Genomic DNA, 26,145 nt, shown 5'->3' on the forward strand with positions numbered 1-26,145 from the left:
ATCATTAATTATGTTTAGAGCTTGAGAAACATCCATAAAAAAATCCAAGTGCATTAAATACACTTGGATTTTGACAGCTCTGAAGGATCGTTCAACCGATCACTTTGGCCTTAACTGATCGGCATTAGCGATTTAAGCTGCTTTTTAAGTTTGGCGCTAAAGGTATCTATGCTTTAGGTGGTCTTGGAAATATTGAGCGTTAAGCACATTTCCAGTCACTTGTTTCACCAATTCATCGGTTGTTAATAGGCTACCTTTTTGCCAAATATTATCGGCAAGCCAAGTAAATATTGGTGATAAATCACCACTGCGAATGGCGGCATCAACATCCACCGTTTTCTTCATTGCTGCCATAAACTGGGCCGCATACATAGCACCCAGCGTGTAACTAGGGAAGTAGCCAAAGCTTCCATCTGTCCAGTGGATGTCTTGCATACAACCGTTTTGGTCATTTCCTTGGGTAGAAAGGCCGAGGTAAGCCTGCATTTTGTGATCCCATAGCTCAGGCACATCGGTATGTTTGATATGACCATTGATCAAATCACGTTCAATTTCATAACGTAAAATGACATGCGCTGGATAAGTGAGCTCGTCGGCATCGACACGAATAAAGCCTTTTTCAGCGCGAGTGTAGATCTTCTGGAAATTCGCTTGTGCAAATACTCTATCTTCACTACCTGAAAAATAGCGGGCGGCTAGGGTGGCTAAGTGCTCAATAAAGGGTTCACTGCGCCCCATCTGCATTTCAAAGAAGAGCGATTGAGATTCATGAATACCCATCGAACGCGCTTCTCCTGCTGGTGTACCAGCAAGATGTTTAGGCAAGCCTTGCTCATAACGTGCGTGGCCCGTTTCATGGACAATGCCCATTAGAGACTGAATAAACTCCGACTCATTATAACGAGTGGTGATCCGAACATCGGTTGGAACACCGCCGCAAAAAGGGTGAACGCTTTCATCAAGGCGACCGTGTTCAAAATCAAACTGAAGCAATTTCATGACTTCTAAGCCTAGCGCCTTTTGCTTTTCAGCAGGGTAATGGCCAGTCGGTATGATGATCTCTTCGGCGCGCTGCTTCTCTATGACTTGATCGATTAACGTTGGCAGCCAAGTTTTAACATCGCTGAAAACAGCGTCCAATGATTGAGTGGTTGTACCCGGTTCGTAAAGGTCGAGCATCGCATCATAAGGCGTTAAACCTGTAGCATCAGCGCGGATCTGCGCTTCTTGCTGTGAGAGTGTGACCACCTCAGCCCAGTTTTTCTCAAAACCGACCCAATCATTGTTTCTGCGTTGGGTACGCCAAGCATGTTCACACTTTGAACCAGCAAGAGATTTCGCTTGCACCAAAGCTTCAGGCAGTACGTTTGCCTGCTGCCAGTGGCGTTTGAGCTCACGCAGAGTTGCTTTTTGCTCGTCGTTCAATGGTTCATTTTGTGCTTTATCAAACCATTCAGCCAATTGAGGTTGAGTATGTAAACTATGAATATGAACGGACAATTGCGCCATCGCTTCCGAGCGAGCTTGAGCGCCGCCAGCGGGCATTACTGCGGCTTGATCCCAGCCACAAATAGCCGCTAAATGATTGAAATGTGAAATTTTCTTAGAATGTTGAACTAATTGATTGAATGCATCCATGGAATTAGCCTTCCGTGACGTAAAAGAGAAGTCAGTGTAGCAACCATTAAGTGTCTAACCAAGGCCATCCAAGTCAATCAAGGTGAAAGAGCGTGACCCAAACCGACAAAGCTGAGGGGATTTCATTATTTTCTTATCCAGTGAAAACTGTTAAAGACTTTATAAAAGAGCTCAGGTATAAAAAGGCAAACGATGACATTTATTTTATACAAGGACGGGTATGTATATCCAAAACGTTGAAGCCTTTCTGATCGCAATTACTATATTAACGCTAACTCCAGGGCTAGATACGGCGCTGGTGATTCGTAACACATCACGAGCAGGGTTCACTGACGGCAGCATAACAAGTTTGGGTATTTGCATGGGGCTATTTGTGCATGCGATCTTTTCCGCCGTCGGTATTTCGGCGATTTTGGCACAATCGGCAGAGCTGTTTCATGTGGTTAAAATGATTGGTGCGGCGTATTTAATTTGGCTGGGACTATCCAGCTTAAAAGCGTTGCTGAAAAATAGCCAAGGTATGCAGGTTACGGCCATTTCACACAGTGAATTCACGCTGAAGCGGTCATTGCGTGAAGGTTTTCTTTCCAATGTGTTGAACCCTAAAACGGCGGTATTTTATCTCGCATTTTTGCCACAATTTATTAACCCAGAATATTCTCCGTTGTTGCAATCGCTTTTGATGGCTGCCATTCATTTTGTTATCGCTATGTGTTGGCAGTGCGGTTTAGCGGGCGCATTGAGCTTTGCAAAAAACTTACTCAAGAATGCGTCGTTTATGAAATGGATGGAAGGGACTACAGGTGTTGTGCTCGTTGCGCTTGGGGTGAAATTGCTACTAGAAGATGAAGCGGCTTAAGAAGTTGCTCTTTAGTCACCTAAAGTTGCCGATAAGCACTGCCACATGCTTATCGGCTGGCAAACGATTAATGTTGGGTTTGAGCATCACGCGTAAAAGGTGCTGACTGTTTTTCAAAAAACAGCTTGGTCTCTTCAAGCACAATATGGCGTAATGCGATTAATCCGATCAGATTAGGGATAGCCATTAAACCGTTAACGATATCAGCAATAATCCAAATCATATCAAGGTGCAAGAACGCCCCTGATGCCACCAAACCGATAAAAATCAGCTTATAAGGCATCACTGCTTTGGTGCCAAACAAAAACACCACGCAGCGCTCACCGTAATAGTTCCAGCCTAAAATCGTCGTAAAAGCAAAAAACATCAAACCAATAGAGACCATCATCGGGCCCAAGGTTTGCGCATTTAAGCCCACGGCAAATGCATAGGTTGTCATAGCGGCACCAGAAAAATCACTTTGCCATGCGCCAGTTAAGATCAGCGCAAGCCCGGTCATGGTGCAAATAATGATGGTGTCAAAGAAAGTACCAGTCATTGAAATCAACCCTTGTTTTACGCAAGAGTCAGTTTTCGCTGCCGCCGCGGCCATTGGCGCGCTGCCAAGACCAGATTCATTAGAAAATACACCGCGCGCAATCCCTGATTGAATCGCTAGCATGATGCTCGCTCCTAAGAAACCACCAGTAGCGGCTGTGGAAGTGAAGGCAGAAGTGATAACTAAACTGATAGCCGTGAGTAATTGATCGCTGTTGCTGATGATCACACTCAAACACGCAAGGATGTAAAAAAGGGCCATGGTAGGTACCACTTTCCCAGCCACTTTAGCAATTGATTGAATACCACCGACCGTGACAAATGCGACTAACAGCGTTAGAACCACTGCTGATATTTCGCGTGACACACCAAAAGAGATTTCAGTAGCATCTAAAATCGCGTTGACTTGTGGGAATGTACCGATGCCGAAACAAGCGACGCCGATGGCAAATAGAGCGAATAAAACCGCCAAAGTTCGCGAGCCCACGCCATATTGCAGGTAATACATCGGGCCACCAACCATTTGGCCTTTGTCATCCACTTGACGATACTTTACTGCCAGTAAACATTCAGCGTATTTGGTCGCCATACCAAACAGCGCGGCTAACCACATCCAAAATAGCGCGCCCGGCCCACCGAGCTTAATCGCTGTCGCTACGCCAACGATATTACCGGTTCCAATCGTCGCGGAAAGTGCGGTACATAAGGCGGCAAAGCTTGATACATCGCCTTGTTTACCGGCGTCTTTGTCTTTACTAAACACCATCTTAAGTGCGGTAGGTAAATGTCGAAATTGGATAAGACCGAGACGAAACGTAAAATAAATGCCTGTACCGACCAATAAAATTAAAAGTGGTGGTCCCCAGACAAAATTGTCTATAGATTCAAGAATAGATTGCAGGTTGTTCATTAGTTCCCCTTAATAAAACGACAGTTAAGGAGAAGAGGGAAAGGGCAGTAATCTGAAAAGATCCCACAAAAAGATCACAGCAGGCCAGTGGTGAAGAAACCACACCTATTTATGATTGTAACTTTCCACTCCTCTGTCCTTTTGCCTGAGAGTTTCACCCCAAATAGGGTTTGCTCCTTCGGCGACCGATTAAACGGTTCTCTCCAGAGGTTCCTCCAACTACAGTCCTCGCCAGCTCTCATAAGAGAGAGCATTAGCACCTGAAAGATTTACTTCTTCGGCGAGCCTGTTTACTCATACTTTGAATAAACTAAGGCTACTCTCCTGCAGTCTTCATCGGAACTGATGATAAGTGCGCTTACCATCAAGGCGAGATATGTTACATAAAGCGTTTTTCAAGACAAGAAAAATTGTGCTTTTGATCTCAATTTGCTGCCGTTTGGTGGTTTGTTAACCATTTATAGACGTAAACGTAGGATGAGGGGTGAAAACTTTACGCTTGTTGTCGATTGTTCTACTTTTTTCTGACTTATCGCGTGTTATAAATGATATACACTACGTGAGAGGATAGGCTAATGACACGACTCATCACCATTATTTTATTGATCGCCATTGCTTTTATTTTTATTCGTTATCGTACCAACGAAAAGTTGCAAAAAGGTGTGGTGGTTTCTTTACTCACTGCTTTTGTCATTTATGCTGCCTCAATTGTGATTACTGAATTAACTCGCTGAGATAGATAGGAGCGAAAGAGTGAACAAACAGACGGACATTGATGCACAAGACGATGTCGTAGTGATTGAAGAACGAGACAAGCGCACCTACGTCTACATCGCGTTAGCAGGGGTGTTGGGGTTAGCATTAGGTGGCTTAATCGGTTCAAGTATCACCACGAATAACTGGCAAAAAACATACCATCAGCTAGAAGAAAAATATGAACAGCTCACCCAAGATAAAAGCCAATTAGCTGAAAAAGTGCAATTAAAAGTCGCCAGTGTCGACGCTGAAGTAGCAAATAAACTTCAACAAGCATTAGAAGAGCAACAAAAGCAGTATCAACAAGAGCTGGATCAAGCGCAAAGCCAATACCAAGCATTAATGGCAGAAAATAAAGCGCTGCAAGCGAAACTTAATACACAGGAAAATGCACTAGCGCAAGTTGAGAACAAAAATTCTAAATTAAATCGGCAAGCCGATATGCAGGCAACGATTTTTGAACGTTCACGCGAACTGTTCCAACGTGAATTGAAAATTAAGCAAGAGCTAGAAGCGCTGCAAAAAGAGAAAGAAAGTTTAGTACCGAAGCTAAAAACGCTCAAAATCGATTGTGATGTCTACTTAGAAGGTAAGTCGTGGGATGCAAAATCAGACGCATGTGATAAGCAAGATGAAGCGAATTCAAGAATTAGCCAAATCGATCAGATGATCCAAGTTCACCGCATGGATTTAGAACAAATCAAAGCGTTAACGGAAAATATAGGTTTATAATTTATACAAATCCCACCAATGTTTCTTTAGCAGGCCTCGCGAAAATGAGGCCTGTTTTATCGTAAGGCTTATTCGGTCAAATACGTTGTTAGGAATTCTGCAATCTTCACCATATCATTGATCGCAATATACTCTTCGGTGGTGTGAACTTTAGCCATGCCCGTTGACAAATTGACGGTCACTAATCCTTTTTCGTTAAAGTTGTTTGCATCACTGCCTCCACCAGTACGTTTGGTTTTTGGTGCAATCCCAACCGATTCAAAGCTCTTTTTGATCGCAGCGATATGCGGATGCTCTTCATCCAATACAAAGGCGTTGTAAGCACGAGTAGATTCAATCTCAACCTGCGCGCCATGCTTGTGCGCCGCGGCCTGAAAGGTTGACACCATATGTTCAACTTGTAGGCTCAACTTATCATCATTCAATGAGCGGGCTTCAGCGATAATTCTAAGATCAGGCATGACGATATTCGTTGCGCCACCGCCATGAACAAGGCCGATATTCGCCGTGGTTTCCTCATCAATACGCAGCAATTTCATTTGGGTAATCGCATCGGCTGCGACGGCGATAGCGCTAATACCTTCTTCAGGAGCAAGGCCTGCGTGTGCGGGTTTGCCTTTGATATTAACGATGATTTTTTGCTGCCCAGGGGCGGCTTTAACGATGGTTCCTATTGGACCACCAGTGTCGAGTACAATCGCCTTAGCCGATTGAATATGAGACATATCAAAGTGTTTGGAGCCTTGTAGCCCGCCTTCTTCATGGACGGTGAATGCAATTTCAATGGTTTTATGAGGTTGTTTTTGCGCTTTAATCGTTCGAATCGCCTCCATAATGGCCGCAATACCCGATTTGTCATCGCCGCCTAAAATGGTTTCACCGTTAGAGCGAATGACGCCATTTTCAATGACGGGTGTAATGCCAATCCCCGGTTTGACGGTATCCATGTGACAGCTCAGTACGACACTGTCATCGAGTTGTCCTGCTAGGCGAGCATAAAGGTTAAAGCCATTGGAAATATGTTCAGGTACGGGCAGTTTTTGGACTGAAAAACCAAGCTCACCCAATTGTTCAGACAGCGTTTCTGCAATCTGTTTTTCGTTACCCGATTCGCTGTCAATTTGAATTAGTTGTAGAAAGTGCTCAACCAAGCGCTGTTCATTTATCATGGTCATTTTGTTATCTCGTAGGAAACAGAAGCCATACCATATCGCGTGTGGATGACGCGATGTTCTGCGATAAATCAAAGAAGCACGACAAAACAACCGAATTTTTCACTTATATATAGCCAATGGCTATTGTTTTTAACTTAATGATTCACTTGTGTTGGGCTAATGTTTTGTTCGTGTAGCTCGACATATAAAAATCATGTGTGCCTAACACCTCGCCCGATTGTGTGTTTTTTGCCGGAGGCAGTGTCGGCTTTTGATAAATGTAGCTAAAATGTTACGCTGTGCTATTTATCTTACTGAGCAACTGGTTATGATTGACTTGTGATTAACGTGGTCAATTAAGTAAAAGTGCTTACTATTCAGTCAAGTAAAAACAAATCATCTCTGTGAAATTCGCTAATTTACTATCCTACTGCTCATTAATAGATTTGTGTAACATTTTAATTACATTGACACTATTTGTTCTCCGCTAAACCGTTTTTTGTTATAGGGTTCATTTTTGCTGAAAATTACGCCATGTTCGCAATACTCAACACAAGCGTTAACAAAAAAGGAGCGTGAGATGACCTCAACATTTAACCCATTGGGAACAGACGGTTTTGAATTTGTGGAGTACACCGCGGCTGATCCCGCTGGAATCGCGCAGTTAAAAGAGCTGTTTACTTCTCTTGGCTTTGCTGAGATAGCCAAACATCGCTCAAAAGAGGCGTGGTTATATCGTCAAGGGGATATCAATTTTATCGTTAACTCTCAACCCCATAGCCAAGCTGCAGCGTTTGCCAAAGTGCATGGACCTTCAGTGTGTGGGATGGCGTTTCGCGTTCATGATGCATCTGTCGCCATGCAGCATGTGCAGGCAAATGGCGGGCGAGAATACAAAACACAAATTGGCCCAATGGAACTGAGCATTCCTGCGATTTATGGAATTGGCGATAGCTTGCTTTATTTTGTCGATCGTTATGGTAGCCAGAGCATTTATGATGTGGATTTCAAGTTCTATGCCGATGCTAATCAACGAATGACCGACGCCAATGTTGGCTTGTTCGAAATTGACCACTTAACGCATAACGTCAAACAAGGCCACATGGACATTTGGTCTGGCTTTTATGAGCGGATTGGTAACTTCCGTGAAATTCGCTATTTTGATATTGAAGGGAAGCTAACTGGGTTAGTTAGCCGCGCAATGACAGCGCCTTGCGGCAAAATTCGCATCCCAATCAATGAATCGTCTGACGATAAATCACAAATAGAAGAGTTTATTCGTGAATACAATGGTGAGGGGATCCAACACATCGCTTTATCCACTGATGATATCTACCAGACGGTACGTACTCTGCGCGAGCGAGGGATGGATTTCATGCCGACACCGGATACTTACTACGAAAAAGTCAGTGATCGAGTTGAAGGGCATCAAGAAGATGTTGATCAGTTAAAAGCGCTGCGGATCCTGATTGATGGTGCACCGATGAAAGATGGAATTTTGCTGCAAATATTTACTCAAACCGTCATTGGCCCAGTCTTTTTTGAGATCATTCAACGCAAAGGCAATGAAGGGTTCGGGGAAGGTAATTTCAAAGCGTTATTTGAGTCGATTGAAGAAGATCAAATTCGGCGAGGAGTACTCAGCGATGCATAAATGGATCACATTTCCTCATCGGGAAGGGGTATGTTCAAACCAAGCTCATGCCGACTTCCCGCAAGAGGCTATCTATGAAAGAGAAGCAGGGCGCAGTGGTTTTTTTGGCCCTGCGGCCCATTTCCATCACCAACATGCACCGACTGGGTGGAGTGAATGGCAAGGTGAGTTAAGGCCGAGAGCCTTTAATTTTAATTTGATCGAGCAAGCCAAGCAAAGTTCACCATGGAGCGTGCCGCATCTATTGCATAATGCACAATGTAAAGTCCGAGTATGGAAGCTGGCTCAAGCGATGGATCATTTAGTGCGTAACGCCGATGGTGATGAGTTACTTTTTATTCATCAAGGAAGCGCTGATTTTTATTGCGATTACGGACACTTGAGCGTTTCACAAGGGGATTATGTGTTGATCCCGCGCTCAACCAATTGGCGGCTGGAGCCAAGTGAGCCGATGTTCATTCTAATGATAGAGAATACGGATGCGGCGTATGCTTTGCCAGAAAAAGGGCTAGTAGGGAACCACGCCATATTCGATCCTGCGGTTTTGCAAGTCCCGTCGATTAATCCAGAGTTTAAAGCGCAGTATTCAGAAAAGACCACCCAAGTTCATTTAAAACGTCATGAGAAAATCAGCGTCATTACTTATCCATTTAACCCATTGGATGCAGTAGGTTGGCACGGTGATCTTTCTGTGGTGAAACTCAACTGGCGAGACATTCGGCCGTTGATGTCGCATCGCTATCATTTGCCGCCCTCCGCTCACACAACGTTTGTTGGCCAAGGTTTTGTGGTCTGCACCTTTGTGCCTCGGCCGATTGAGAGTGACCCCGGCGCTTTAAAGGTTCCGTTTTATCATAACAATGATGATTACGATGAGGTGCTCTTCTACCATGCGGGTGATTTCTTTAGCCGCGATAATATTGAAGCTGGCATGGTCACTTTTCATCCTGCCGGGTTTACCCATGGCCCACATCCGAAAGCGTTCCAAGCTGGGCAAGAGCATAAGAAAAAATTTACCGATGAAGTGGCAGTGATGATTGATACGCGGCATGCATTACACTTTAGTGAGGCGGCGCAGCAGGTTGAAAATCAACAGTACGTCTACAGTTGGAAGAGCGAATAAACGAATAAGAATAAGGAAGTGACATGAAGTTAGCTACGCTAAAAAACGGCACAAGAGATGGTTTATTGGTAGTGGTCAGCCATGACTTATCAAAATGCGTTGCTGTGCCTGAGATTGCCGAGCATTTACAGCAAGCCTTAGACCGTTGGCAGGAAACCGCACCGATGCTCAGCGAAATTTATACGGCGCTGAATGAAGGCGAATTGCTGCAAGAGATGCTGTTTGATCAAACCTTGTGTCATTCGCCGCTGCCTAGAGCGTATCAATGGGCCGACGGTTCTGCTTACGTCAACCATGTCGAGTTAGTACGAAAAGCACGAGGAGCGGAGATCCCTGAAAGTTTCTGGAGTGATCCGTTAATGTATCAAGGTGGTTCGGATGCTTTTCTTGGACCGCGTGATGATATTCAAATGCAAGATGAAGCATGGGGAATTGATTTTGAAGCCGAAGTGGCCGTGATCACCGATGATGTCAGAATGGGTGCAACCCCAAGTGAAGCGGCGCAAGCGATTCGATTGGTGATGTTGGTTAACGATGTATCGCTGCGTGGTTTGATCCCTCAAGAGCTTGCTAAAGGATTTGGTTTTTTTCAATCCAAACCGTCCTCAGCATTCTCTCCTGTCGCTGTGACACCCGATGAACTAGGCTGCCATTGGGACGGCGGAAAACTCAACCTGGCATTGCTATCAACCTATAACAATAAACCATTTGGTTGCCCCAATGCTGGCGTGGACATGACGTTTGAATTTCCACAGTTAATTGCTCACGCAGCAAAAACGCGCCCCTTGTGCGCGGGCACTATTATTGGCTCTGGTACAGTTTCCAATAAACAGGGAACCGATTTTGGCAGTGCGATTGCTGAAGGGGGAGTCGGTTATTCATGCATTGCAGAAGTGCGGATGATTGAAACCATTCGGGACGGTAAACCAAGCACCGAATTTATGAAATTTGGTGACAGGATAACGTTAGAAATGCGTGATGATAAAGGGAACAGCCTGTTTGGTTTAATCGATCAACGCGTGGTGAAAGGGTCATGAGTGGCCTCAAGTTATATGGGTATTGGCGCTCTTCAGCCGCTTACCGAGTACGCATCGCACTTCACCTCAAGGCGCTCGATTACCAGTCGATTGCTATCCATTTAGTTAAGGAGGGCGGAGTGCAACATTCAGCCGAGTTTAGCGCTCTCAACCCGAGTGAGTTAATTCCGGTACTGGAAGATAACGGACATTGCATTACTCAGTCGTTAACCATCATCGAATATTTGGATGACCAGTATCCCCAAGTACGTTTGGTTCCGCTATCAGGTAAAGAGAAATATCAGGTTAAAGCACTGGCGCAAGACATTGCTATTGATATTCATCCACTGAACAATCTACGAGTTTTACAATATTTAACGCGTGAACTGGCCGTGGATGAAAGTCAAAAAGGAGACTGGTATCGGCATTGGATAGCTATCGGTTTTCATGCTTTGGAAAAGAAATTGGCGACAGTATCAGGGGAGTACTGTGTTGGTGATCAACTGAGCTTAGTGGATGTTTGTTTAGTACCACAAGTGTATAACGCGGAGCGCTTTAATCTTGATATGGCGCAGTTTCCGATCATCAAACAAATCACTGCTGAGCTTCGTGCTCATCCGGCGTTTATTGCCGCTGCACCAGAAAACCAGCCCGATGCTGAGAGTTAATCGAAAAGCCAGCCTTGCGGCTGGCTTTTCTTTGCGCTGTTTATTGAGCATTCGCCACTAAACTTGCATTGCTGTAATTGTTGTATCCATGCAGCAAAATAGAATAGCGGCCCGGTTGAGCATTGGAGAACTGACACGTTTCATTATTGCCACTGCGATAAGGACGGCAGTCGTATTGCTGTAGATCGGCATCAGTTTGATACTTAACGTATAAATCGGCATCGCCGCTTCCCCCTGACAATACAATACTCAAGTTGCCCGCTTCCTGCAGTTCGAATTGATACCAGGTTTTGCTATTTCTGCTGGCCGATAAACCGTTCACAGGTACGCCATTTTTCAGTTGATTGCTCGGTGTAGGCGGTGTTGAGGCGTTACCCATTTCAACCACATAAGCCAATCCAAGTTTAGTAAATTTCACCGCATGAAATCCTGTTGGGTCGGAATTTTGCAGAGTGTCTTGCGGGCTATGAATATTAGGGTTGTAATCATTAAATTTGGATTCAAAAGGCATCGCAGCTGGGTAACCAACCGCATGCCAAGAGGCATGATCAGAGCAGGCATAGCCACAGGTATCAAATCCATAGGTTAATGACGGTAAATATTCATCCAATAGTTGTGTCAAATACTGGGTAAAATTACTGTCGGTGTAATCGCTCATAAACACAATATCTTCGCGTGAACCTTGGTAGTTAGTCATGTCTAACTGCATCACAGACATTACTTTTTTACCTTCGGCTTTAAAACGATTGGCTAAGTCTTGTGAACCTCGAAGGCCCACTTCTTCAGCAGCGTAAGCCATGAAAGCGATGCTGCGTTTAGGACGAAAATTTTGCTCAGACAACAAACGGATGATTTCTGTCACGCCCGCGATACCTGATGCATCGTCGTCCGCACCCGGCGCAATACTGCTTTCGTTGGTTCGAGAACCAAGTGTCGAGTCTAAATGCCCGCCAATCACCACCCATTCGTCAGGTTTTTCAGAGCCTGTAATTGTGAGCATTACCGATTTCTGGTTGTAGCCTGAATGTGTGATTTGTTCTACTTTGCTTGCGGGCAGTGACGCAGAGAGTGAGCGCCAATGATCTGCAATCCAATTCGATGCTTGAGCACCAGTCGAGGTGGTATAAAAGCGATTTTTAAACTGGGTTAAGGTGGTGATGGTACTGGTGATTTGTTGCGCTGATACTGATGGCAACCAAGCGTTAACGGTGGTTTGCTGAGTTATTTCTGGTGCACTGAAAGCGTTTAGATTCAGCGGCATTGCGCTGACACTCATCGCACTTTGTGCAGAAGGGTGGACCATATAACCACCACATCGCTGATGATTTTCGTGCATTTCATGTGAAAGCGTCGCCAACTCGCTTACTGGTACTTGCCCAACCCATACTGATGTTTGATTGATAAGATTTTCAGGTAATAGGCTTTGGGCTCCAGAGCGAAGCGCCGTTTGCGTCGCGTCACCACCAATGGAAATCCACACCTTTTCTTCTGCATAAGCGGTACTGAAACAGCCTGCTAGCGCAATCGCCAATAACGTTTGTTTCTGGTTCATTCTCTCCTCCCTGGAGTATTATTATCAACATGACGTTGACCATAAACCCTAGGCCAAAAATAGGAATAATGAGAACAATTCGTTTTATACTCAGTTGTTCATAACGGTTGTCACTAAACTATCAATAAGGTATTTCATCGACTGAAAAAAGAAAAAAGCCAGCGAAAACTTCAGCTGGCTTAAAGGTTTTAACGCGGTACCCATACTGGATAAGTGAAGAAAATAAGGTGAGCAAAATTAAAGAGAAAGTGGAAGAGTACAGCCGTCCATAAACGCCCGCTTAGATGATAGATCGCGCCGTAGCCAATACCGGCTAATGTGGCAAATAGCGCCAAAGTCACGCCGCCAGAAAAATGCGCAAGACCAAATAGGATACTAGCGAGCGCAATACCTAGCCATAGACCGAATTTTTCACTAACGGCTTTTTGTAAATAGCCCCGGAAAAATGCTTCTTCCACCACACAGGTTAAAAGCAAATTATTGAGAGCAAAGAGCCACCACCAAGTCGGTAAAGATAACTCGGGCTTAATCGCGCCAAGCGCCCATGCGACAAAAAGCAAAGCAAAAAGAGGAATCGACACTTTACCGATCGCGGCCCAACGAATGGTTTGATGGTTGCCAAGGAGTGGCGGCCAAGCGAGTAGCAAAGCAAAAAATACCATAGGTTTATCTAGGTTCAAGTAGAGACGAAAGGGGGCACTATTTGCACCAGCAACCACATTATCCAACACTTTAGGATTATTAAAACCAGGAATAGCATGCAGCAGCAGTGCAATTGCCCATAATAGCAACGCACCATGAGCAAACCATTTCCAGCGGCCTTTCAGTTGTGGAATGTAATAAGCACCACATAATCCAATGGCGACATACAGCAGGGCCATTAACGATAATCGGTCTGTGAACCATCCGCCCACTAACGACAGTGCTAGCAAGGCGAATGCTGGACGTAACTGCTTTTGAAAACTGAAGATAACGGCAAAAAGCAGCGGGATCCAAATCCATAACGATGAGTCAAGTATCATAGAGAGTACCTTAGGAAATCATCCATATTATTGAGTGATGACAGAGTGGAAGAGTGGCGCATTATGAAGAATCATTCTCAATAAAGAGATTCTACCAGTCAGCTAAACGCTTGCAGGCTTACAAAAAGCACTGTGGATCGTCACTAAAAATGGCGTCAACCGAGTTGAGATGTTTGAACTTTTTCGGATTATTCACCGTGTAGCACCAAATTTGGTAACCCGCTTGATGTAACTCGGCAATGTGTTTCGCACTGATCCATTGATAGTTAAGGTTACAGCCAAAGGCGTCAATTTCGGCTAACACTTGCTTATCTTTACGCGTTAATCGCTCGCTCAACACCGCTAATTTATAACCCGGACAATGCTGATAAAGCTCGCGCATGATAGCGTGGCTAAAACTGGAGAGAACAATCTGTTCATTCGGTAATCCACATTGATCCAGTTGCGCTTTAAGCTGAGCAGCGACTTGAGCAACATCGTGTTTATCCACTTTGACTTCAATGTTTAAACCAAGGCTGTGCTGCTTTGCGAGTGTCAGCAACGTCTCTAATGTCATGATGGGTTCGCCTGCAAATTGAGGATCAAACCAACCGCCAAAATCGAACTGTTGTAATTGCTCAAGCGTATAAGAATCAATGCGCCCTTTACCATTACTGCAACGATCAATGGTGTGATCGTGGCAAACAACCAATATGTGATCTTGAGTCGGTTGCACATCCACTTCAACCCACTTTAGGCCTAAATCAATAGCGGCTTGCACACTCACTTGCGTATTTTCAGGGTAATGGCCGGCCACTCCGCGGTGGCCAATAATCATAGGCTTCATAGCGTTATCTCCACACAATTAAAACCGGCTCAGCATAGCGCGCGCCTTCTATTTTGTCTTCAAATTGATGGAAATGAGAGACGACGCGCTTTGGACATCACTTTCGCTAATGCTATGCTTATCCAACATCAGGCAGGAGGTCTGATCTGTCAAGTAGGGATAACGGTGAAGCTACATACGATCAAAGGCTATATTCAGAATATGTATCTGGCTGAATATCCAGAACGATTATTACTGCTAGACGGTGCAAGTCGAGCAGACATACCTACGTTGCAGCACTTCATTGAGAATGAACTGAACCGTCCTTTTTCTCATCTTCATACCGTTGTGGTAACTCACATGCATCCAGATCACGCTGGGGCGGCTCATCAATTGCGTGCATTAACGGGTTGTAAAATTATCTCTGCCAATAAAGATCATGATTGGTATTGTGGTTTGGACGGATTTTGTATGCATTTAGCCGATCTTGCGCTTGCGCGTTGGATGGCGAATCGCCTAGGCCGCCCGCGGCAGAATTTATGGTATCCACGTGTCTTAAAGCCTGACATTAAGCTCAACGATGGCGACACTATTCCTCATTTTAACGAATGGCAAATCTTAGAAACTCCAGGGCATACCGACCGAGATTTGTCTGTCTACCATGCACAGCAAGGCATTGTGTATGTTGCTGATTTAATGGTTGAAGTGAAAAAGCAGTTGATTGCCCCTTTTCCTATTTTCCATCCCAATCAATATCGCCAGTCACTTGAACGGATCTTCAAGCTCAACCCTGAAACACTGCTTCTTGCACACGGCAAAGAGGGGCGTTTGAGCGAAAAAACCTACCAACACCTGCTAAATACCGCACCTATACGGCCCATCACACATTGGCGAGTGGTCAAAATAAAAGTCAAAAGTTTAATGAAGTCTGTTTGGCAATTTGGGGTCAGTAAAGGTAAATAAAGGGTAGGTGGCTTTAAAACTCATCAACAAAGAGTGTTCGCCGCATACTGTGGTTGTTTGCACCGGAAAAAATCGTTAGAATGCGATCCTTGATGATAATGAGAGCTTTTATCAACAAGGTGATAACACTTCGTTGAAGGTAATGAATAACGTCTATGAATCTTTTAAAAATCAGCTTGTCCTTGGTGGCGACTACCAGTTTGTTCGCAGTAAATGCTTCTACACTCAGTGACGCGAATGCCATCCAAAATAAAACCAATTCGGCTTCAGTCGCCAGCCAACAGAACATCAATCACAGTTCTCAATCAGCGTTGCTGATGCAAGCTGATATCGATCAGTTAAAAGAAGAAGTGAAAAATCTCACTATTTATCGTAATCACTTGGCATCGCTGGTGGAAAACCAGAATCAGGAAGCGCAAAGTTTATCGTCACAAATTGATGAGATAAAACTGACTCGCCAAGGCATCGTTCCTTTGATGTATCAGATGATCGACGGGCTACGTACCCTGATCGAAAACGACAAACCATTAAAGCGCGAAACGCGTTTAGAGCGTTTAGAAAAGCTGGAATCGATGATGGTGCGATCGGATGTCAGCGATGCTGAAAAATACCGCCGTATTCTTGAAGCGTACCAAATCGAAATTGATTACGGGACTAAACTGGGTGTTTATCAAGGCGCAGTGGTGCTCAATGAAAACAAAACCATTGAAGCTGACATTTTATACGTTGGCCGTTTATCGCTGGTGGCTCGTAGCTTAAATGGCAAACAGTATTGGAGCTGGAGCCAACATTCGCACCAATGGAGCGATGTCGATAGTGGGCTATATGCCGATTTAGATACCGCTTTCAAAATGGCCAACAATTTAATCACACCGAACTTAATGACGGTTCCTGTTTCACTTGAGTTAGTAGAGGAGCAAAGCAAATGAAGATGGTTTTCTCTCTCTCATCACTCTGTTTAACACTATTGGCTTTCAACAGCTTTGCTTCTACGGAATTAGTCAGCAACGCCAAAGTGGAAAACAAACAGCAGCAGCAGCACAATATTGAACGCGAAGCGGGTTTTAAACAAACCGAACAGCAGCTACGCCGCGCCAAAGCAGAGCTAGAAGCTCAGCGCCAAGATTTACAAGCGCAAGCGGATAAGCTAAGCACGCAATTCAGTAATAATGAAAACCGACTAGCACGTTTAGAAGAGCAGCTTCGCTTAGAAACAGGAAGCCTTGGAGAGCTGTTTGGTGTGGTACGCCAAAATGCCAAAGCATTAAGCAGTGAATTGGAATCTTCCATCACTGCGGTTGATCGCCATCAGTATACATCGCGGGTACAAGAAATTGTCGCCGCAAAATCTTTACCCTCGATGCCGCAGCTGACAGGGTTATGGCACAGCTATGTTGAACAGATTATCGCCAGTGGTGAGCTAAGCCGCGTTCAGATCGCATTTATCAATGGTGACGGTGTCACGAAAAATGTGGCCGCTTATCGTATTGGAACCTTTGGTTTGGTGACAGAGCAAGGTTATGTCAAATGGAATGGAGATAAACAAGCCGCCACCGCTTATTTGAAACAACCGGACAATGGACCTATTTTCTCTGGCCTAAATACGGGGGAAATCGAAAGCTTAGTGGTCGATCCTTCGCGTGGCATCATGCTTGAACAGCTAGCCCTTACGCCAACATTAGCAGAACGGCTACAAATGGGTGGTGCGGTCGGTAACATCATTTTGGTACTGCTTGGTATTGGTTTAATCATTGCTTTCTATCGCGGCTTCGCATTGGTGATGACTCACCACAAGATCAAAGCGCAGCTTAAAGATGTACAGAAAATTGGTAATAACCCATTGGGGCGAGTACTTAGCGTCTATAACAAAGAGCAAAATCGCAGCGTAGAAGCGTTGGAGCTGCGCTTGCTGGAAGCGGTGGTCGATGAACAAGCGCATTTGGAAAAAGGTTTATCGATGCTGAAGTTATTAGCTGCGATTGCGCCGATGCTTGGGCTATTGGGTACGGTGACAGGCATGATTGAAACCTTCCAAGTGATTACACAATTTGGTAACGGTGATCCAAAAGTAATGGCGGGCGGTATTTCAATGGCCTTGGTGACTACCGTTCTGGGTTTAGTCTCTGCGATTCCACTATTATTAGCTCATAATATCTTAAGCTCTCAAGCCGAAAATATTCGCTCTATTTTAGAAAAACAGGGGATTGGCCTCGTTGCTGCGCAAGCAGAACAAGAATGCCAAGCTTCAATGAGGAATGCGGCGTAATGAACAGCGTATTGCCAAGCGCACTGCTCAGCAATGACTGGCTAACAACCTTGCAGCAGTTTATGCAGCAAGGGGGTATCGTCTTATGGTGGCTAGCTGGGGTGGTGGCACTTTATTGGTTGTTGATCATCGAACGCGTACTGTTTGTGGTATTGAGCTTTCCTAAATATCGAAAAGGGTGGTTAGAGCAATGGCATCAACGCGCGGAACACCATTCATGGTATGCCCATGCGATTCGCGAGGGTTGGCTTGGTGAAGCACAGCAGATGCTGCGCCACAACCTTAACATGATCAAACTGCTCGTTACACTTTGCCCAATGTTAGGGCTGCTCGGCACCGTCACCGGAATGATCTCTGTGTTTGATGTGATGGCAAATCAAGGCAGTAGCGATCCTAAATTGATGGCATCTGGCATTTCATTGGCCACATTACCGACAATGGCCGGAATGGTCGCGGCCCTTGCGGGCATGTTTGTGCATGCCCGTCTTGCAAAAAAGTGTCATCTACTTGAATTAAAATTAGAAAAATCGTTAAGGAGTTTGCGATGAGATTAGGCAGACGCCAGCCAAGAAATGATGAAGCGCAGATAGACTTAACATCGATGCTCGACATCGTCTTTATCATGCTGATTTTTTTCATTGTTACCAGCTCATTTGTTCGTGAATCAGGTGTTGAGGTTAACCGCCCTCAAGCTTCTCACGCGGTGAGTCAGAAAGATGCGGGTATTTTTGTCGCTATCAATGCATCCAATGATATTTACATCGATAAACGCTTGATTGATGTTGAACGTGTAGAGGCCACTCTAGAGCATTTGCTGCTCGAACAACCAGACGCGGCGTTAGTGATTCAAGCGGATGAACATGCTTATAACGGTACGGTTGTTAAAGTGATGGATGCGGCCAAAGGGGCCGGAGTGAAAAATATCGCATTGGCGGCGGAGAAGCGTTAATGGGACGTTTACTGCTTGCTTTGCCAATTGCAGGAGCGATTTCGCTGGCGTTGTTCAGTTTTATGGCGTGGATGGTGGATAACGGTAACCAACGCGCTGTAAAACCAACTCAAGCACTGCGATTTAACATGGTGATGATGGAACAAGAACACGATTTACAGCGTCGCCAACGTAGCGTTCCGGAACCTTTAAAATTGCCTGAGCCGCCACCGCAAGCACAAGTGACAGAGTCACAAACTACCGCTACGGCCGCTACATCACTCACTAGTTTACCAGCTTTGGGTTTGGATACAGCGCTTAATGGGGTGGCGATTAGCGCACCAACCTTTGGTGATTTTGGCTCAAACCAGCAAGCAATGCCGTTATATCGTGTCGAGCCGGTTTATCCAAGCCGAGCTCTAAAGCGAGGCGTAGAAGGTTTCGTTACATTAAGCTTTACCATTGATACAACAGGAAAAGCCGTCGACATCAATGTCGTCGATGCCAATCCTAAACGTATGTTTGAGCGTGAAGCGATGCAAGCGCTGAAAAAATGGAAGTATCAACCTCAGATTGTCGACGGTAAAGCCATTGAGCAGCCGGGACAAACCGTGACTGTGGAGTTTAAAATCGCCAAATGATGAAACGTATGTTGATTGGCTTATCACTTGTTATCGGCTCGCTCTCTTTAAATGCGAGCGAATTAAGTGCGACAACAGTCCTGAAAGTGCAAAAAGCACAGCAATTTGCATTAGAAGAGAACCTCACTCAAGCCATTGAGGTACTGAGCAGTGTTGAAACGTCACGTCTTTACGATAAAGCATTTGTTGCCCGGATGCTTGGTGTGTTTTATTGGCAAAGTGGTCAGCCCAAAGCGGCAGTCAAACAGATCAAGTACGCTGTAGAGAGTGGAGAGCTGCAAGATGAGCAGGCATGGACCACCGAACGTATGTTGGCTGATCTGTATGTCAATGAACAACAATTTGAAAAGGCGTTACCGCACTACTACCAATTATTGAAATCCGTTCCTCCTTCACAGAAAGTAGACGATCTGTGGTTGCGTATCGCACAAACCCACTACCAAATTGCACAATGGAAAAAAGTGCTGCATGCATTGGATAAATACCAAACCGTGACACCACTCAATACTAAAAACCCACTGTCACTTAAATTAGGTGCGCAGCTTCAGCTAGAACAATGGAAGGCGGCCATTCCAACTTTAGAAAAACTGATCATGCTGGAGCCTGACCAAGCCAGTTGGTGGCGACAGTTGGTCGGTTTACATCTGCGTTTAGATCAGCGTCGTCAAGCATTAAACAGTCTAGCGTTAGCCAAATTACAAGGTATGGAATTAACCGATAAGGATAAACACTTGCTCGCGCAGTTGTATGCGCAAAATGGCATTCCAGAACGTGCGGCGCAAGTTCTGCAAACATTATCTGAATCTGATGCTGATCAAGACTTAACTTTACTGAAAGAGCAAGCCACTTACTGGCAGCAAGCCAAAGAATGGCAATCAGCGATCAGAACATGGACAAAAGCAGCTGAACAGGATGAGCAATATTATTGGCAAGTGGCGCTGCTGTACAACCAGCAAGGGCAATTTAAAGAAGCGTTACAGGCGTTGGATAAAGTCACCACGCGCGAGAAAAAAGCCGATGTCGCGTTAGCGCGAGTTCATGCGCTGTACAAACTCAATCAACTCGATAATGCTCTATACCAAGCCAAGCAAGCTGAAAACCTAAACCCATCAAGCCATGCCAAAGGATGGATCAAATTCCTTTCTCGTTTACAAAAAGTTCAGCAAGCGCAAACTGCTAATATCTGATCATAGCGCCTCATCTGCCCGATGATGAGGCGTCTGACCTTTTACGATTTTTGAATCGTCATTATCAAGACTGACATTGGTTCGGTTTTGCCTATCTTAGTGATAAAGAGAACCTATTATTGTCTTTCTGATTTTTTCCGTACCATAACGTTTAACGATGAAGTACAGAGAGAGAATCATGATGAAAGCGTTAGTGGTTGAAGGTGGTGCGATGCGCGGCATTTTTGCCAGTGGAGTCTTGGATAGTTTTTTACAACATCAGCATAACCCATTTGATTTTGTATTAGGTGTTTCAGCTGGAGCTTCAAACTTAATCGGCTACCTTGCGCAGCAACCGAGACGCAGTTATCACGTTGTAACTCAGCTTGCCACCGACCGTCTTTTTTTTAACCCAATTCGCTTTATTAAGGGGGGAAATCTCGTCGATGTGCGTTGGCTAATTGATGAGTCCAACCGACGTTATCCGATTGATGAAGACAAACTGTTTAACTCAGTCCCTTTCTTTGCCGTTGCAACCAATATCGAAACGGGTAAAGCCGATTATTATCGAGTGACTCAAGAAAACTTGAGCACGGCCATTGAGGCAACATCCGCGCTACCGATAGTTTATAAGCACACGCCTTGTTTCCATGGTGGTTGCTACACTGATGGAGGGGTTGCTGACTCGATCCCTGTTAAAGAAGCGTATCGCCGTGGAGCACGAGATATTACGGTTGTTTTATCACATCCACTTAGCTATATCATGTCGCCTCCTAAAAGTAAGTGGATGATGAAAAAACTCTTTTCACGCCATCCAAATATGGCTAAATCAATGCTATTTCGTGCGAAACATTACAACCAATCACTTGAATTTATTCGCAATCCACCTTCTGATGCCATCATTCGAGTAATCGCGCCACCTGAAGGGTTTCCCGTTAAGAGATTGACGATGAAGTTACCTTTGCTCAACATAGGCTATGACATGGGCTTAAAAGCCGGGCAAAATCATTTGGAGTGGCTTGAATACACACGTGCAGCCTAAAAACGCTTAGGTTTAAAAGGCTGATAAAACACTATCTACATGTCGTAACTGTCTATGTAATAAGCTGTTTTTTAGAGATGATTGAGTATGAATTTCATCGCAATTTATCTTGTTTATGGTTTTCATATGAGTGGCACGTGCTAAGTATGTACCACATTTTGATTGATCGAGCCTGATGGCATGCAACTGAAACTATCGCTACTCTCCATCGCTTTATTGAACACAATTCCTGTCACTGCAACGGAAAACTCTCAGATGTTTATTCCGGTCACAGCAGCCAATAGTTACCAACATGGCATTGATGTTGCTGAGTACTGGAAAAGTGAAAAACTGGATGGAATTCGCGCCGTCTGGAATGGACAATATCTTCATACGCGCAATGGTAATAAGATCAATGCGCCTGCTTGGTTTACTGCACCATTACCTAATAAAGCATTAGAAGGAGAGCTCTGGGCTGGACGAGGTCAGTTTCATCACGTTCAACAAACGGTATTGGATACCATACCAACCGATGAAGCGTGGCAAAGCATCCGCTTTATGCTGTTTGATATGCCCGAAGCGATCGGTGACTACCAAAAGCGATACCGCCATCTCATCCACTTATCCTCACTCATGAATGCTCCGCATATTACCTATATTGAACATTCACCAATTCACTCAGAAAAAGAGCTGCTTGGGTATTTAGACAACGTAAGTGATGGGCAGGGTGAAGGGGTGATGCTGCGAAAAATTAATGCCGATTACCAAGCTGGCCGCAGTAACGATTTACTTAAGCTTAAAAAACACCAAGATGCTGAAGCTACGGTCATTGGTTATAAACTGGGGTCTGGCAAGTACCAAGGTATGATGGGATCAGTGCTAGTGCGCTTAGAAAACGGTGTTAAGTTCTATATCGGCAGCGGTTTTTCTGATGAGATCAGAAATAATCCGCCAAAGATCGGATCCATTATTACTTTTCGTTTTAATGATCTCACTGCAGAAGGAAAACCAAGATTTGCACGTTTTATGAGAGAAAGGCCAGCAATATAAATAAGGCCAGACAATGTCTGACCTTATTATTTCATCGCAACGCCTTTTCGCCACGTTGAAATTCAGAGAATCAAGCCGTTATTTCGATGCAAAATCGAGTTGCACGCTATCGGCTTGTTGATGCATCCAGTGTAAGCGGATACCCAGCATTAAAGCAGCAGAGGATAAGCCAACGATAAATCCTATCCAGAACCCACTGGCACCCATAGGTTCGACAATGAAATCTGTCATTGCTAATACATAGCCGGTTGGCAAGCCAATCATCCAATAAGCGATAAAGGTACGATTAAAAATAGCCGTCATGTCTTTATAACCACGTAGCGCTCCTGCTGCAACGACTTGAATCGCATCCATACATTGATAAATAGCCGCAAAAATAAGCAACTGCATCGCCATGGCTACAACGGCTTGGTTTTCCGTATAAAGCAAAGCCACATATTCACGAAATAGGACCGTTAACGTCGCTGTGATAATTGCAGTAGATAAACCGACTAACAAGCCAACCTGCGAAGCGATGGTTGCCCCTTCAATATTTTTTTCGCCCAGCTTATGGCCAACACGGATGCTCACTGCCGCGCCGATACTCATCGGTAACATAAAAATTAATGATGAGAAATTCAAAGCGACTTGGTGAGCCGCCACCACCAATGAACCGAGTGGAGCGACCAGCAATGCGACCACAGCAAATAGAGTAACTTCAAAAAATATCGCTGCCGCCACAGGAAAACCAAGCTTAAATAAGCGAATTTGCGCCTTCAATTGTGGTTTATGGAATTCACCAAAGATATTAATGTGCGCCATGCGTTTAGAAGTGACGACATAAAACAGCAGCATAAAAAACATCAACCAATAGACAATTGCCGTCGCCACACCACAACCCACACCGCCTAGCTCTGGTGCGCCAAATTTTCCGTATACGAAAATCCAGTTAAGTGGAATGTTAACTAATAAGCCCGCGAAACCAATCACCATGGCGGGTTTCGTCAGTGAGATACCATCCGTGAAACTGCGCAATGCTTGAAATAGTAAATAAGAAGGTACGGCAAACATCACGGCGTACATGTACCCGTTAGTTTTTTCAGCCATCAACGGCTCAATATCCATCCACCCCAAAATCCATTGAGTTTGAAAAAGAACACCAATAATGGGAATAGAGACAAACAACGCTAGCGCTGCGCCTTGCTGTATTTCAAAAGGAATTTTCTTTTGCCGCCCTGATCCGTTGAGTTGCGCTACCACAGGAACCAACGCCATTAACAACCCAACACCAAACAGAATCGAAGGTAGCCAAATACTCGCTGCGATCGATACCGCAGCCATATCAATCGCACTCACACCACCTGCCATGACGGTATCTACAAAGCCCATTCCAGTTTGAGCAATAGAGGCAATCAACACAGGTGTTGCCAATTTGATTAAATTTGAAGCTTCTTGTTTATAACGATGCACAAATATCTCCAGAGGAAGGACAAGCAAAAATCGCGACCAATAATCAACTTATCGCGTAGGCATGGATGATAAAGAAATGTCACACTAAGCTCCATGAAAAACTGATGAAATTACCTAATGTTTATTTGGAAGGTTGCTCGTCGCGCTATATGCGGTGAAATCTATTTCAGACAAAGCTTGATTAGGCTAGATAGGGGGGCTTGGCGTGTTGCACGTAACCATTAAGAAGAGCGCTTGCCAAGCGCTCACTTTTTAAAAGATTTGTTCATCATCGGCATCAACAAACAACTCTATTTTGTCTAAACGTTCATCGACCATCATATTGAGATGAATCGCATGGCAACAGGCGGGGCAATCGTCATAAAACTCTTGGCTACCATTTGATGCATCTAGGGTGATCCTAATGGAATGACCGCAGTGAGGGCAGTTGACCATTCTTTCCGTATAATTTTTCATATCTCTTTCCTTACATCCTTGGAGATACCTTAATACTAAGTCGCTAAGTTCCTTTAAGTGGCAAATTAAGTTCAAACTTTGAATTGGCCCATAAAACAACAAAAGAGCCATTTATTAAGGCTCATTTGTTGTCTATACAGCTCGGTTATTTACACCGTTAAAAGGAGAGGATTTTCTTGATCAAACTTTCCGCTTCGACCAGATAGTGGCCACCAAATTGATTGTAGTGATTGAGGACATGATAGAGGTTATAAATATTTTTACGTTCCACATAGTCCAAACTCAAAGGTAAGATACTCTCATAGCCTTGGTAAAACTCAGGTTGAAAACCTTCAAATAACTCTGTCATTGCGATATCGCATTCACGATCACCCCAATAACAGGCGGGATCGTAGCAAATTGGACCAAATACAGAGTTTGCCACATTCCCATGCCACAAATCTCCATGCAGCAGAGATGGGCGAGGGCTATGGTTAGCTAAGCGAGATTGGACAACGTCGACCAACTCGCTGATATTGAACAACTCAATTCCTTTTTCACGCAACAATTGCAATTGCCAGCCGATACGTTGTTCCGCAAAAAAACGACCCCATTTTTTGTCCCACGGATTTGGCTGCAAAGTGGAACCAATATAATTGTCTGCATCAAACCCATACTCTTTTTGTTCTCCCCATTGATGCAGTTTGGCCAGTTGTACACCGAACTCATAGCTGTTCGTCGCGTTATCTAGGGGTTTGGTTGGTAGATAGTTTAGAACAATGAAAGCATGATTTTTACTGGTTCCAATCATCACTAGCTCGGGAACCTGTACTGTTGACGTTTCACGAAGCGAACGTAGGTTTTCACCCTCAATCTCAAACTTAGCTAAAAAGTCTCGTGTGTTCACTTTAACAAAATAGCGTTGCTCACCATCGCTGATCATGTAGCAATCACTAATGTCACCACCGCTGACTTTTTCTTTTTCAACAGGGTTAAATTCAAACATGAGCGTATCGGATAACTGCTGAATGAGAGTTTGCCACATAACGACCTCTGCCTTGATTTACTTAATAATTCGTAGTTTAGGTCATGGTTACGAATATTTCAGAAGTGCGTGACACATAATTTAGCCACTTTCCTTTTGAGGGAGCACCAATGCTCATAAATGTGATTAAGTGCAAGAATTTGCAGATGCGAATACAGAAAGAGTATTAAAAATAACGCTATATTTTCCATAAGTTGATCTTGCTTAGGTGCTAGTAACCCAATTTATAGGATGGCGTATCCTACTTTGGGGAAAATAAATGCTCGTGAAATAGATGCTTATCAAGAAATCGCGGGAAATTTGAACGTCTAAACTATCAAATCTGTGAAAATGGGCTGACATGGCTTAGTATTATTGAAGGTACAGTGATTACTAGCAATTTAGCGGTAAAGCGGAGAATTAAAGTGGTTGTAGAAACCGATGGTTATTTGGCTCTGATAGAGCATCTCTCTTTTAATATGGATGTGTTCACATCAGGCGGAGATATTGGCGCTGAAAGTGTAGAAGATGTTGTGACCGACATGGTTTCAAGCAACATCATGGCTATTTTTGAACAAAACCCTGAGCTACATTCCAGTGTTCGATTCCAGTTGCTCAAAGAAGCCGATTCTGTAGTGGAAGATCTTGGTGAAGTATTGGCGGGTGTTTGGAGTAAACCTGCGACCAATGAACAGATCCTTTTTCTTGATGAATACATCGCCTTAGTGAAGAATCTGTTCGATACTGCCGTTGCGAAGTACGACTAATTGAAGTAT

The 26,145-nt window shown here is 44.4% G+C and carries 26 protein-coding genes and 1 riboswitch; of the genes, 17 read left to right on the plus strand and 9 right to left on the minus strand.

Translation table 11 applies throughout. The features are described 5' to 3' along the window. Positions 1-156 precede the first annotated feature (156 nt). Entirely contained in the window at positions 157-1,638 is a 1,482-nt protein-coding gene (locus tag EXZ60_RS10360) for a carboxypeptidase M32 (RefSeq protein WP_277435663.1), read from the minus strand. Positions 1,639-1,858: 220 nt separating this feature from the next. On the opposite strand from EXZ60_RS10360, the gene EXZ60_RS10365 reads away from it, so the two are divergent. Then, positions 1,859-2,497 (plus strand): LysE family translocator, encoded by a 639-nt coding sequence (locus EXZ60_RS10365; protein ID WP_277435664.1) that lies wholly within the window; start codon positions 1,859-1,861, stop codon positions 2,495-2,497. A 67-nt stretch (positions 2,498-2,564) separates the two neighbouring features. Here the strand turns inward: EXZ60_RS10365 and EXZ60_RS10370 are convergent, their stop codons facing one another. Continuing rightward, on the minus strand, positions 2,565-3,944 hold the full coding sequence (locus tag EXZ60_RS10370; RefSeq protein ID WP_277435665.1) for a sodium:alanine symporter family protein: 1,380 nt from the start codon (positions 3,942-3,944) through the stop codon (positions 2,565-2,567). A 123-nt stretch (positions 3,945-4,067) separates the two neighbouring features. Further along, positions 4,068-4,161: riboswitch (glycine riboswitch) on the minus strand. A gap of 358 nt (positions 4,162-4,519) precedes the next feature. Here EXZ60_RS10370 and EXZ60_RS10375 point away from each other — a divergent pair. Together EXZ60_RS10375 and EXZ60_RS10380 are read left to right on the plus strand one after the other, a co-directional pair. Further along, on the plus strand, positions 4,520-4,678 hold the full coding sequence (locus EXZ60_RS10375) for a hypothetical protein (RefSeq protein ID WP_010319274.1): 159 nt from the start codon (positions 4,520-4,522) through the stop codon (positions 4,676-4,678). A 19-nt stretch (positions 4,679-4,697) separates the two neighbouring features. Continuing rightward, a complete protein-coding gene (locus EXZ60_RS10380; RefSeq protein WP_017042490.1) occupies positions 4,698-5,432 on the plus strand; it encodes a hypothetical protein in 735 nt (244 codons plus the stop codon). A gap of 68 nt (positions 5,433-5,500) precedes the next feature. Here the strand turns inward: EXZ60_RS10380 and EXZ60_RS10385 are convergent, their stop codons facing one another. Then, a complete protein-coding gene (locus EXZ60_RS10385; RefSeq protein WP_277435666.1) occupies positions 5,501-6,607 on the minus strand; it encodes a M20/M25/M40 family metallo-hydrolase in 1,107 nt (368 codons plus the stop codon). Between the two features lie 559 nt (positions 6,608-7,166). Between EXZ60_RS10385 and hppD the strand changes: the two genes are divergently transcribed. The 4 genes from hppD to maiA are packed head-to-tail and all read left to right on the plus strand — an operon-like array spanning position 7,167 to position 11,047. Further along, positions 7,167-8,240 (plus strand): 4-hydroxyphenylpyruvate dioxygenase, encoded by a 1,074-nt coding sequence (gene hppD / locus EXZ60_RS10390; protein ID WP_013856844.1) that lies wholly within the window; start codon positions 7,167-7,169, stop codon positions 8,238-8,240. Beyond that, a complete protein-coding gene (locus tag EXZ60_RS10395) occupies positions 8,233-9,363 on the plus strand; it encodes a homogentisate 1,2-dioxygenase (RefSeq protein ID WP_017042493.1) in 1,131 nt (376 codons plus the stop codon). The genes hppD and EXZ60_RS10395 overlap by 8 nt, the downstream gene beginning before the upstream one ends. Positions 9,364-9,386: 23 nt before the next feature. After that, positions 9,387-10,400: a fumarylacetoacetate hydrolase family protein gene (locus EXZ60_RS10400; RefSeq protein ID WP_277435667.1), complete on the plus strand. Its 1,014-nt coding sequence runs from the start codon at positions 9,387-9,389 to the stop codon at positions 10,398-10,400. After that, a complete protein-coding gene (gene maiA / locus EXZ60_RS10405) occupies positions 10,397-11,047 on the plus strand; it encodes a maleylacetoacetate isomerase (RefSeq protein ID WP_277435668.1) in 651 nt (216 codons plus the stop codon). Before EXZ60_RS10400 ends, maiA begins: the two co-directional genes overlap by 4 nt. Positions 11,048-11,087: 40 nt before the next feature. On the opposite strand, the gene EXZ60_RS10410 is transcribed toward maiA, so the two are convergent. The 3 genes from EXZ60_RS10410 to EXZ60_RS10420 all read right to left on the minus strand — a co-directional run bounded on the left by EXZ60_RS10410 (position 11,088) and on the right by EXZ60_RS10420 (position 14,447). After that, positions 11,088-12,599: a M28 family metallopeptidase gene (locus EXZ60_RS10410; RefSeq protein WP_170895300.1), complete on the minus strand. Its 1,512-nt coding sequence runs from the start codon at positions 12,597-12,599 to the stop codon at positions 11,088-11,090. Positions 12,600-12,787: 188 nt separating this feature from the next. Next, positions 12,788-13,621, minus strand: a complete 834-nt coding sequence (locus EXZ60_RS10415) for a CPBP family intramembrane glutamic endopeptidase (RefSeq protein WP_277435669.1) — start codon at positions 13,619-13,621, stop codon at positions 12,788-12,790. Positions 13,622-13,739: 118 nt separating this feature from the next. After that, positions 13,740-14,447, minus strand: a complete 708-nt coding sequence (locus EXZ60_RS10420; protein WP_017044733.1) for a glycerophosphoryl diester phosphodiesterase — start codon at positions 14,445-14,447, stop codon at positions 13,740-13,742. A gap of 165 nt (positions 14,448-14,612) precedes the next feature. Between EXZ60_RS10420 and EXZ60_RS10425 the strand changes: the two genes are divergently transcribed. The 9 genes from EXZ60_RS10425 to EXZ60_RS10465 all read left to right on the plus strand — a co-directional run bounded on the left by EXZ60_RS10425 (position 14,613) and on the right by EXZ60_RS10465 (position 22,461). Continuing rightward, positions 14,613-15,389, plus strand: a complete 777-nt coding sequence (locus EXZ60_RS10425; RefSeq protein ID WP_115339916.1) for an MBL fold metallo-hydrolase — start codon at positions 14,613-14,615, stop codon at positions 15,387-15,389. A 155-nt stretch (positions 15,390-15,544) separates the two neighbouring features. Further along, positions 15,545-16,318, plus strand: a complete 774-nt coding sequence (locus EXZ60_RS10430; protein WP_277435670.1) for a DUF3450 domain-containing protein — start codon at positions 15,545-15,547, stop codon at positions 16,316-16,318. Beyond that, positions 16,315-17,655: a MotA/TolQ/ExbB proton channel family protein gene (locus EXZ60_RS10435; RefSeq protein WP_064625229.1), complete on the plus strand. Its 1,341-nt coding sequence runs from the start codon at positions 16,315-16,317 to the stop codon at positions 17,653-17,655. The genes EXZ60_RS10430 and EXZ60_RS10435 overlap by 4 nt, the downstream gene beginning before the upstream one ends. Beyond that, entirely contained in the window at positions 17,655-18,203 is a 549-nt protein-coding gene (locus tag EXZ60_RS10440; RefSeq protein ID WP_013856854.1) for a MotA/TolQ/ExbB proton channel family protein, read from the plus strand. Before EXZ60_RS10435 ends, EXZ60_RS10440 begins: the two co-directional genes overlap by 1 nt. Further along, positions 18,200-18,604, plus strand: a complete 405-nt coding sequence (locus EXZ60_RS10445; RefSeq protein ID WP_013856855.1) for a biopolymer transporter ExbD — start codon at positions 18,200-18,202, stop codon at positions 18,602-18,604. The genes EXZ60_RS10440 and EXZ60_RS10445 overlap by 4 nt, the downstream gene beginning before the upstream one ends. Further along, positions 18,604-19,224, plus strand: coding sequence for an energy transducer TonB (locus tag EXZ60_RS10450; protein WP_094147900.1), 621 nt, complete (start codon positions 18,604-18,606; stop codon positions 19,222-19,224). The genes EXZ60_RS10445 and EXZ60_RS10450 overlap by 1 nt, the downstream gene beginning before the upstream one ends. Continuing rightward, positions 19,221-20,411 (plus strand): hypothetical protein, encoded by a 1,191-nt coding sequence (locus EXZ60_RS10455; protein WP_277435671.1) that lies wholly within the window; start codon positions 19,221-19,223, stop codon positions 20,409-20,411. Before EXZ60_RS10450 ends, EXZ60_RS10455 begins: the two co-directional genes overlap by 4 nt. Positions 20,412-20,586: 175 nt before the next feature. Beyond that, on the plus strand, positions 20,587-21,432 hold the full coding sequence (locus EXZ60_RS10460) for a patatin family protein (protein ID WP_179217571.1): 846 nt from the start codon (positions 20,587-20,589) through the stop codon (positions 21,430-21,432). A 180-nt stretch (positions 21,433-21,612) separates the two neighbouring features. Beyond that, entirely contained in the window at positions 21,613-22,461 is an 849-nt protein-coding gene (locus tag EXZ60_RS10465; RefSeq protein ID WP_277435672.1) for a DNA ligase, read from the plus strand. Between the two features lie 78 nt (positions 22,462-22,539). On the opposite strand, the gene EXZ60_RS10470 is transcribed toward EXZ60_RS10465, so the two are convergent. From EXZ60_RS10470 to EXZ60_RS10480, 3 genes are all read right to left on the minus strand, one after another. Further along, entirely contained in the window at positions 22,540-23,910 is a 1,371-nt protein-coding gene (locus EXZ60_RS10470) for an MATE family efflux transporter (RefSeq protein ID WP_026027236.1), read from the minus strand. 252 nt (positions 23,911-24,162) lie between these two features. Next, on the minus strand, positions 24,163-24,366 hold the full coding sequence (locus EXZ60_RS10475; protein WP_010320526.1) for a CPXCG motif-containing cysteine-rich protein: 204 nt from the start codon (positions 24,364-24,366) through the stop codon (positions 24,163-24,165). 157 nt (positions 24,367-24,523) lie between these two features. Then, on the minus strand, positions 24,524-25,390 hold the full coding sequence (locus tag EXZ60_RS10480) for a fructosamine kinase family protein (RefSeq protein ID WP_017042505.1): 867 nt from the start codon (positions 25,388-25,390) through the stop codon (positions 24,524-24,526). A gap of 404 nt (positions 25,391-25,794) precedes the next feature. Here EXZ60_RS10480 and EXZ60_RS10485 point away from each other — a divergent pair, with 404 nt between their 5' ends. Beyond that, positions 25,795-26,136, plus strand: coding sequence for a DUF3802 family protein (locus EXZ60_RS10485; protein WP_026027237.1), 342 nt, complete (start codon positions 25,795-25,797; stop codon positions 26,134-26,136). The last annotated feature ends 9 nt before the right edge of the window (positions 26,137-26,145 follow it).

Source organism: Vibrio sp. 1151_11 (assembly GCF_029478525.1).
GTDB lineage: Bacteria > Pseudomonadota > Gammaproteobacteria > Enterobacterales > Vibrionaceae > Vibrio > Vibrio anguillarum.

Excerpts from the sequence above, each read along its gene's own strand:
- EXZ60_RS10475 (WP_010320526.1), bottom strand. The coding sequence starts at position 24,366 with ATGAAAAATTATACGGAAAGAATGGTCAACTGCCCTCACTGCGGTCAT.
- EXZ60_RS10400 (WP_277435667.1), top strand. The coding sequence starts at position 9,387 with ATGAAGTTAGCTACGCTAAAAAACGGCACAAGAGATGGTTTATTGGTA.
- EXZ60_RS10445 (WP_013856855.1), top strand. The coding sequence starts at position 18,200 with ATGAGATTAGGCAGACGCCAGCCAAGAAATGATGAAGCGCAGATAGAC.
- EXZ60_RS10440 (WP_013856854.1), top strand. The coding sequence starts at position 17,655 with ATGAACAGCGTATTGCCAAGCGCACTGCTCAGCAATGACTGGCTAACA.
- EXZ60_RS10435 (WP_064625229.1), top strand. The coding sequence starts at position 16,315 with ATGAAGATGGTTTTCTCTCTCTCATCACTCTGTTTAACACTATTGGCT.
- EXZ60_RS10410 (WP_170895300.1), bottom strand. The coding sequence starts at position 12,599 with ATGAACCAGAAACAAACGTTATTGGCGATTGCGCTAGCAGGCTGTTTC.
- EXZ60_RS10375 (WP_010319274.1), top strand. The coding sequence starts at position 4,520 with ATGACACGACTCATCACCATTATTTTATTGATCGCCATTGCTTTTATT.
- EXZ60_RS10395 (WP_017042493.1), top strand. The coding sequence starts at position 8,233 with ATGCATAAATGGATCACATTTCCTCATCGGGAAGGGGTATGTTCAAAC.
- hppD (WP_013856844.1), top strand. The coding sequence starts at position 7,167 with ATGACCTCAACATTTAACCCATTGGGAACAGACGGTTTTGAATTTGTG.
- EXZ60_RS10480 (WP_017042505.1), bottom strand. The coding sequence starts at position 25,390 with ATGTGGCAAACTCTCATTCAGCAGTTATCCGATACGCTCATGTTTGAA.
- EXZ60_RS10420 (WP_017044733.1), bottom strand. The coding sequence starts at position 14,447 with ATGAAGCCTATGATTATTGGCCACCGCGGAGTGGCCGGCCATTACCCT.
- EXZ60_RS10370 (WP_277435665.1), bottom strand. The coding sequence starts at position 3,944 with ATGAACAACCTGCAATCTATTCTTGAATCTATAGACAATTTTGTCTGG.
- EXZ60_RS10415 (WP_277435669.1), bottom strand. The coding sequence starts at position 13,621 with ATGATACTTGACTCATCGTTATGGATTTGGATCCCGCTGCTTTTTGCC.
- EXZ60_RS10360 (WP_277435663.1), bottom strand. The coding sequence starts at position 1,638 with ATGGATGCATTCAATCAATTAGTTCAACATTCTAAGAAAATTTCACAT.
- maiA (WP_277435668.1), top strand. The coding sequence starts at position 10,397 with ATGAGTGGCCTCAAGTTATATGGGTATTGGCGCTCTTCAGCCGCTTAC.
- EXZ60_RS10430 (WP_277435670.1), top strand. The coding sequence starts at position 15,545 with ATGAATCTTTTAAAAATCAGCTTGTCCTTGGTGGCGACTACCAGTTTG.
- EXZ60_RS10450 (WP_094147900.1), top strand. The coding sequence starts at position 18,604 with ATGGGACGTTTACTGCTTGCTTTGCCAATTGCAGGAGCGATTTCGCTG.
- EXZ60_RS10365 (WP_277435664.1), top strand. The coding sequence starts at position 1,859 with ATGTATATCCAAAACGTTGAAGCCTTTCTGATCGCAATTACTATATTA.
- EXZ60_RS10385 (WP_277435666.1), bottom strand. The coding sequence starts at position 6,607 with ATGACCATGATAAATGAACAGCGCTTGGTTGAGCACTTTCTACAACTA.
- EXZ60_RS10455 (WP_277435671.1), top strand. The coding sequence starts at position 19,221 with ATGATGAAACGTATGTTGATTGGCTTATCACTTGTTATCGGCTCGCTC.
- EXZ60_RS10465 (WP_277435672.1), top strand. The coding sequence starts at position 21,613 with ATGCAACTGAAACTATCGCTACTCTCCATCGCTTTATTGAACACAATT.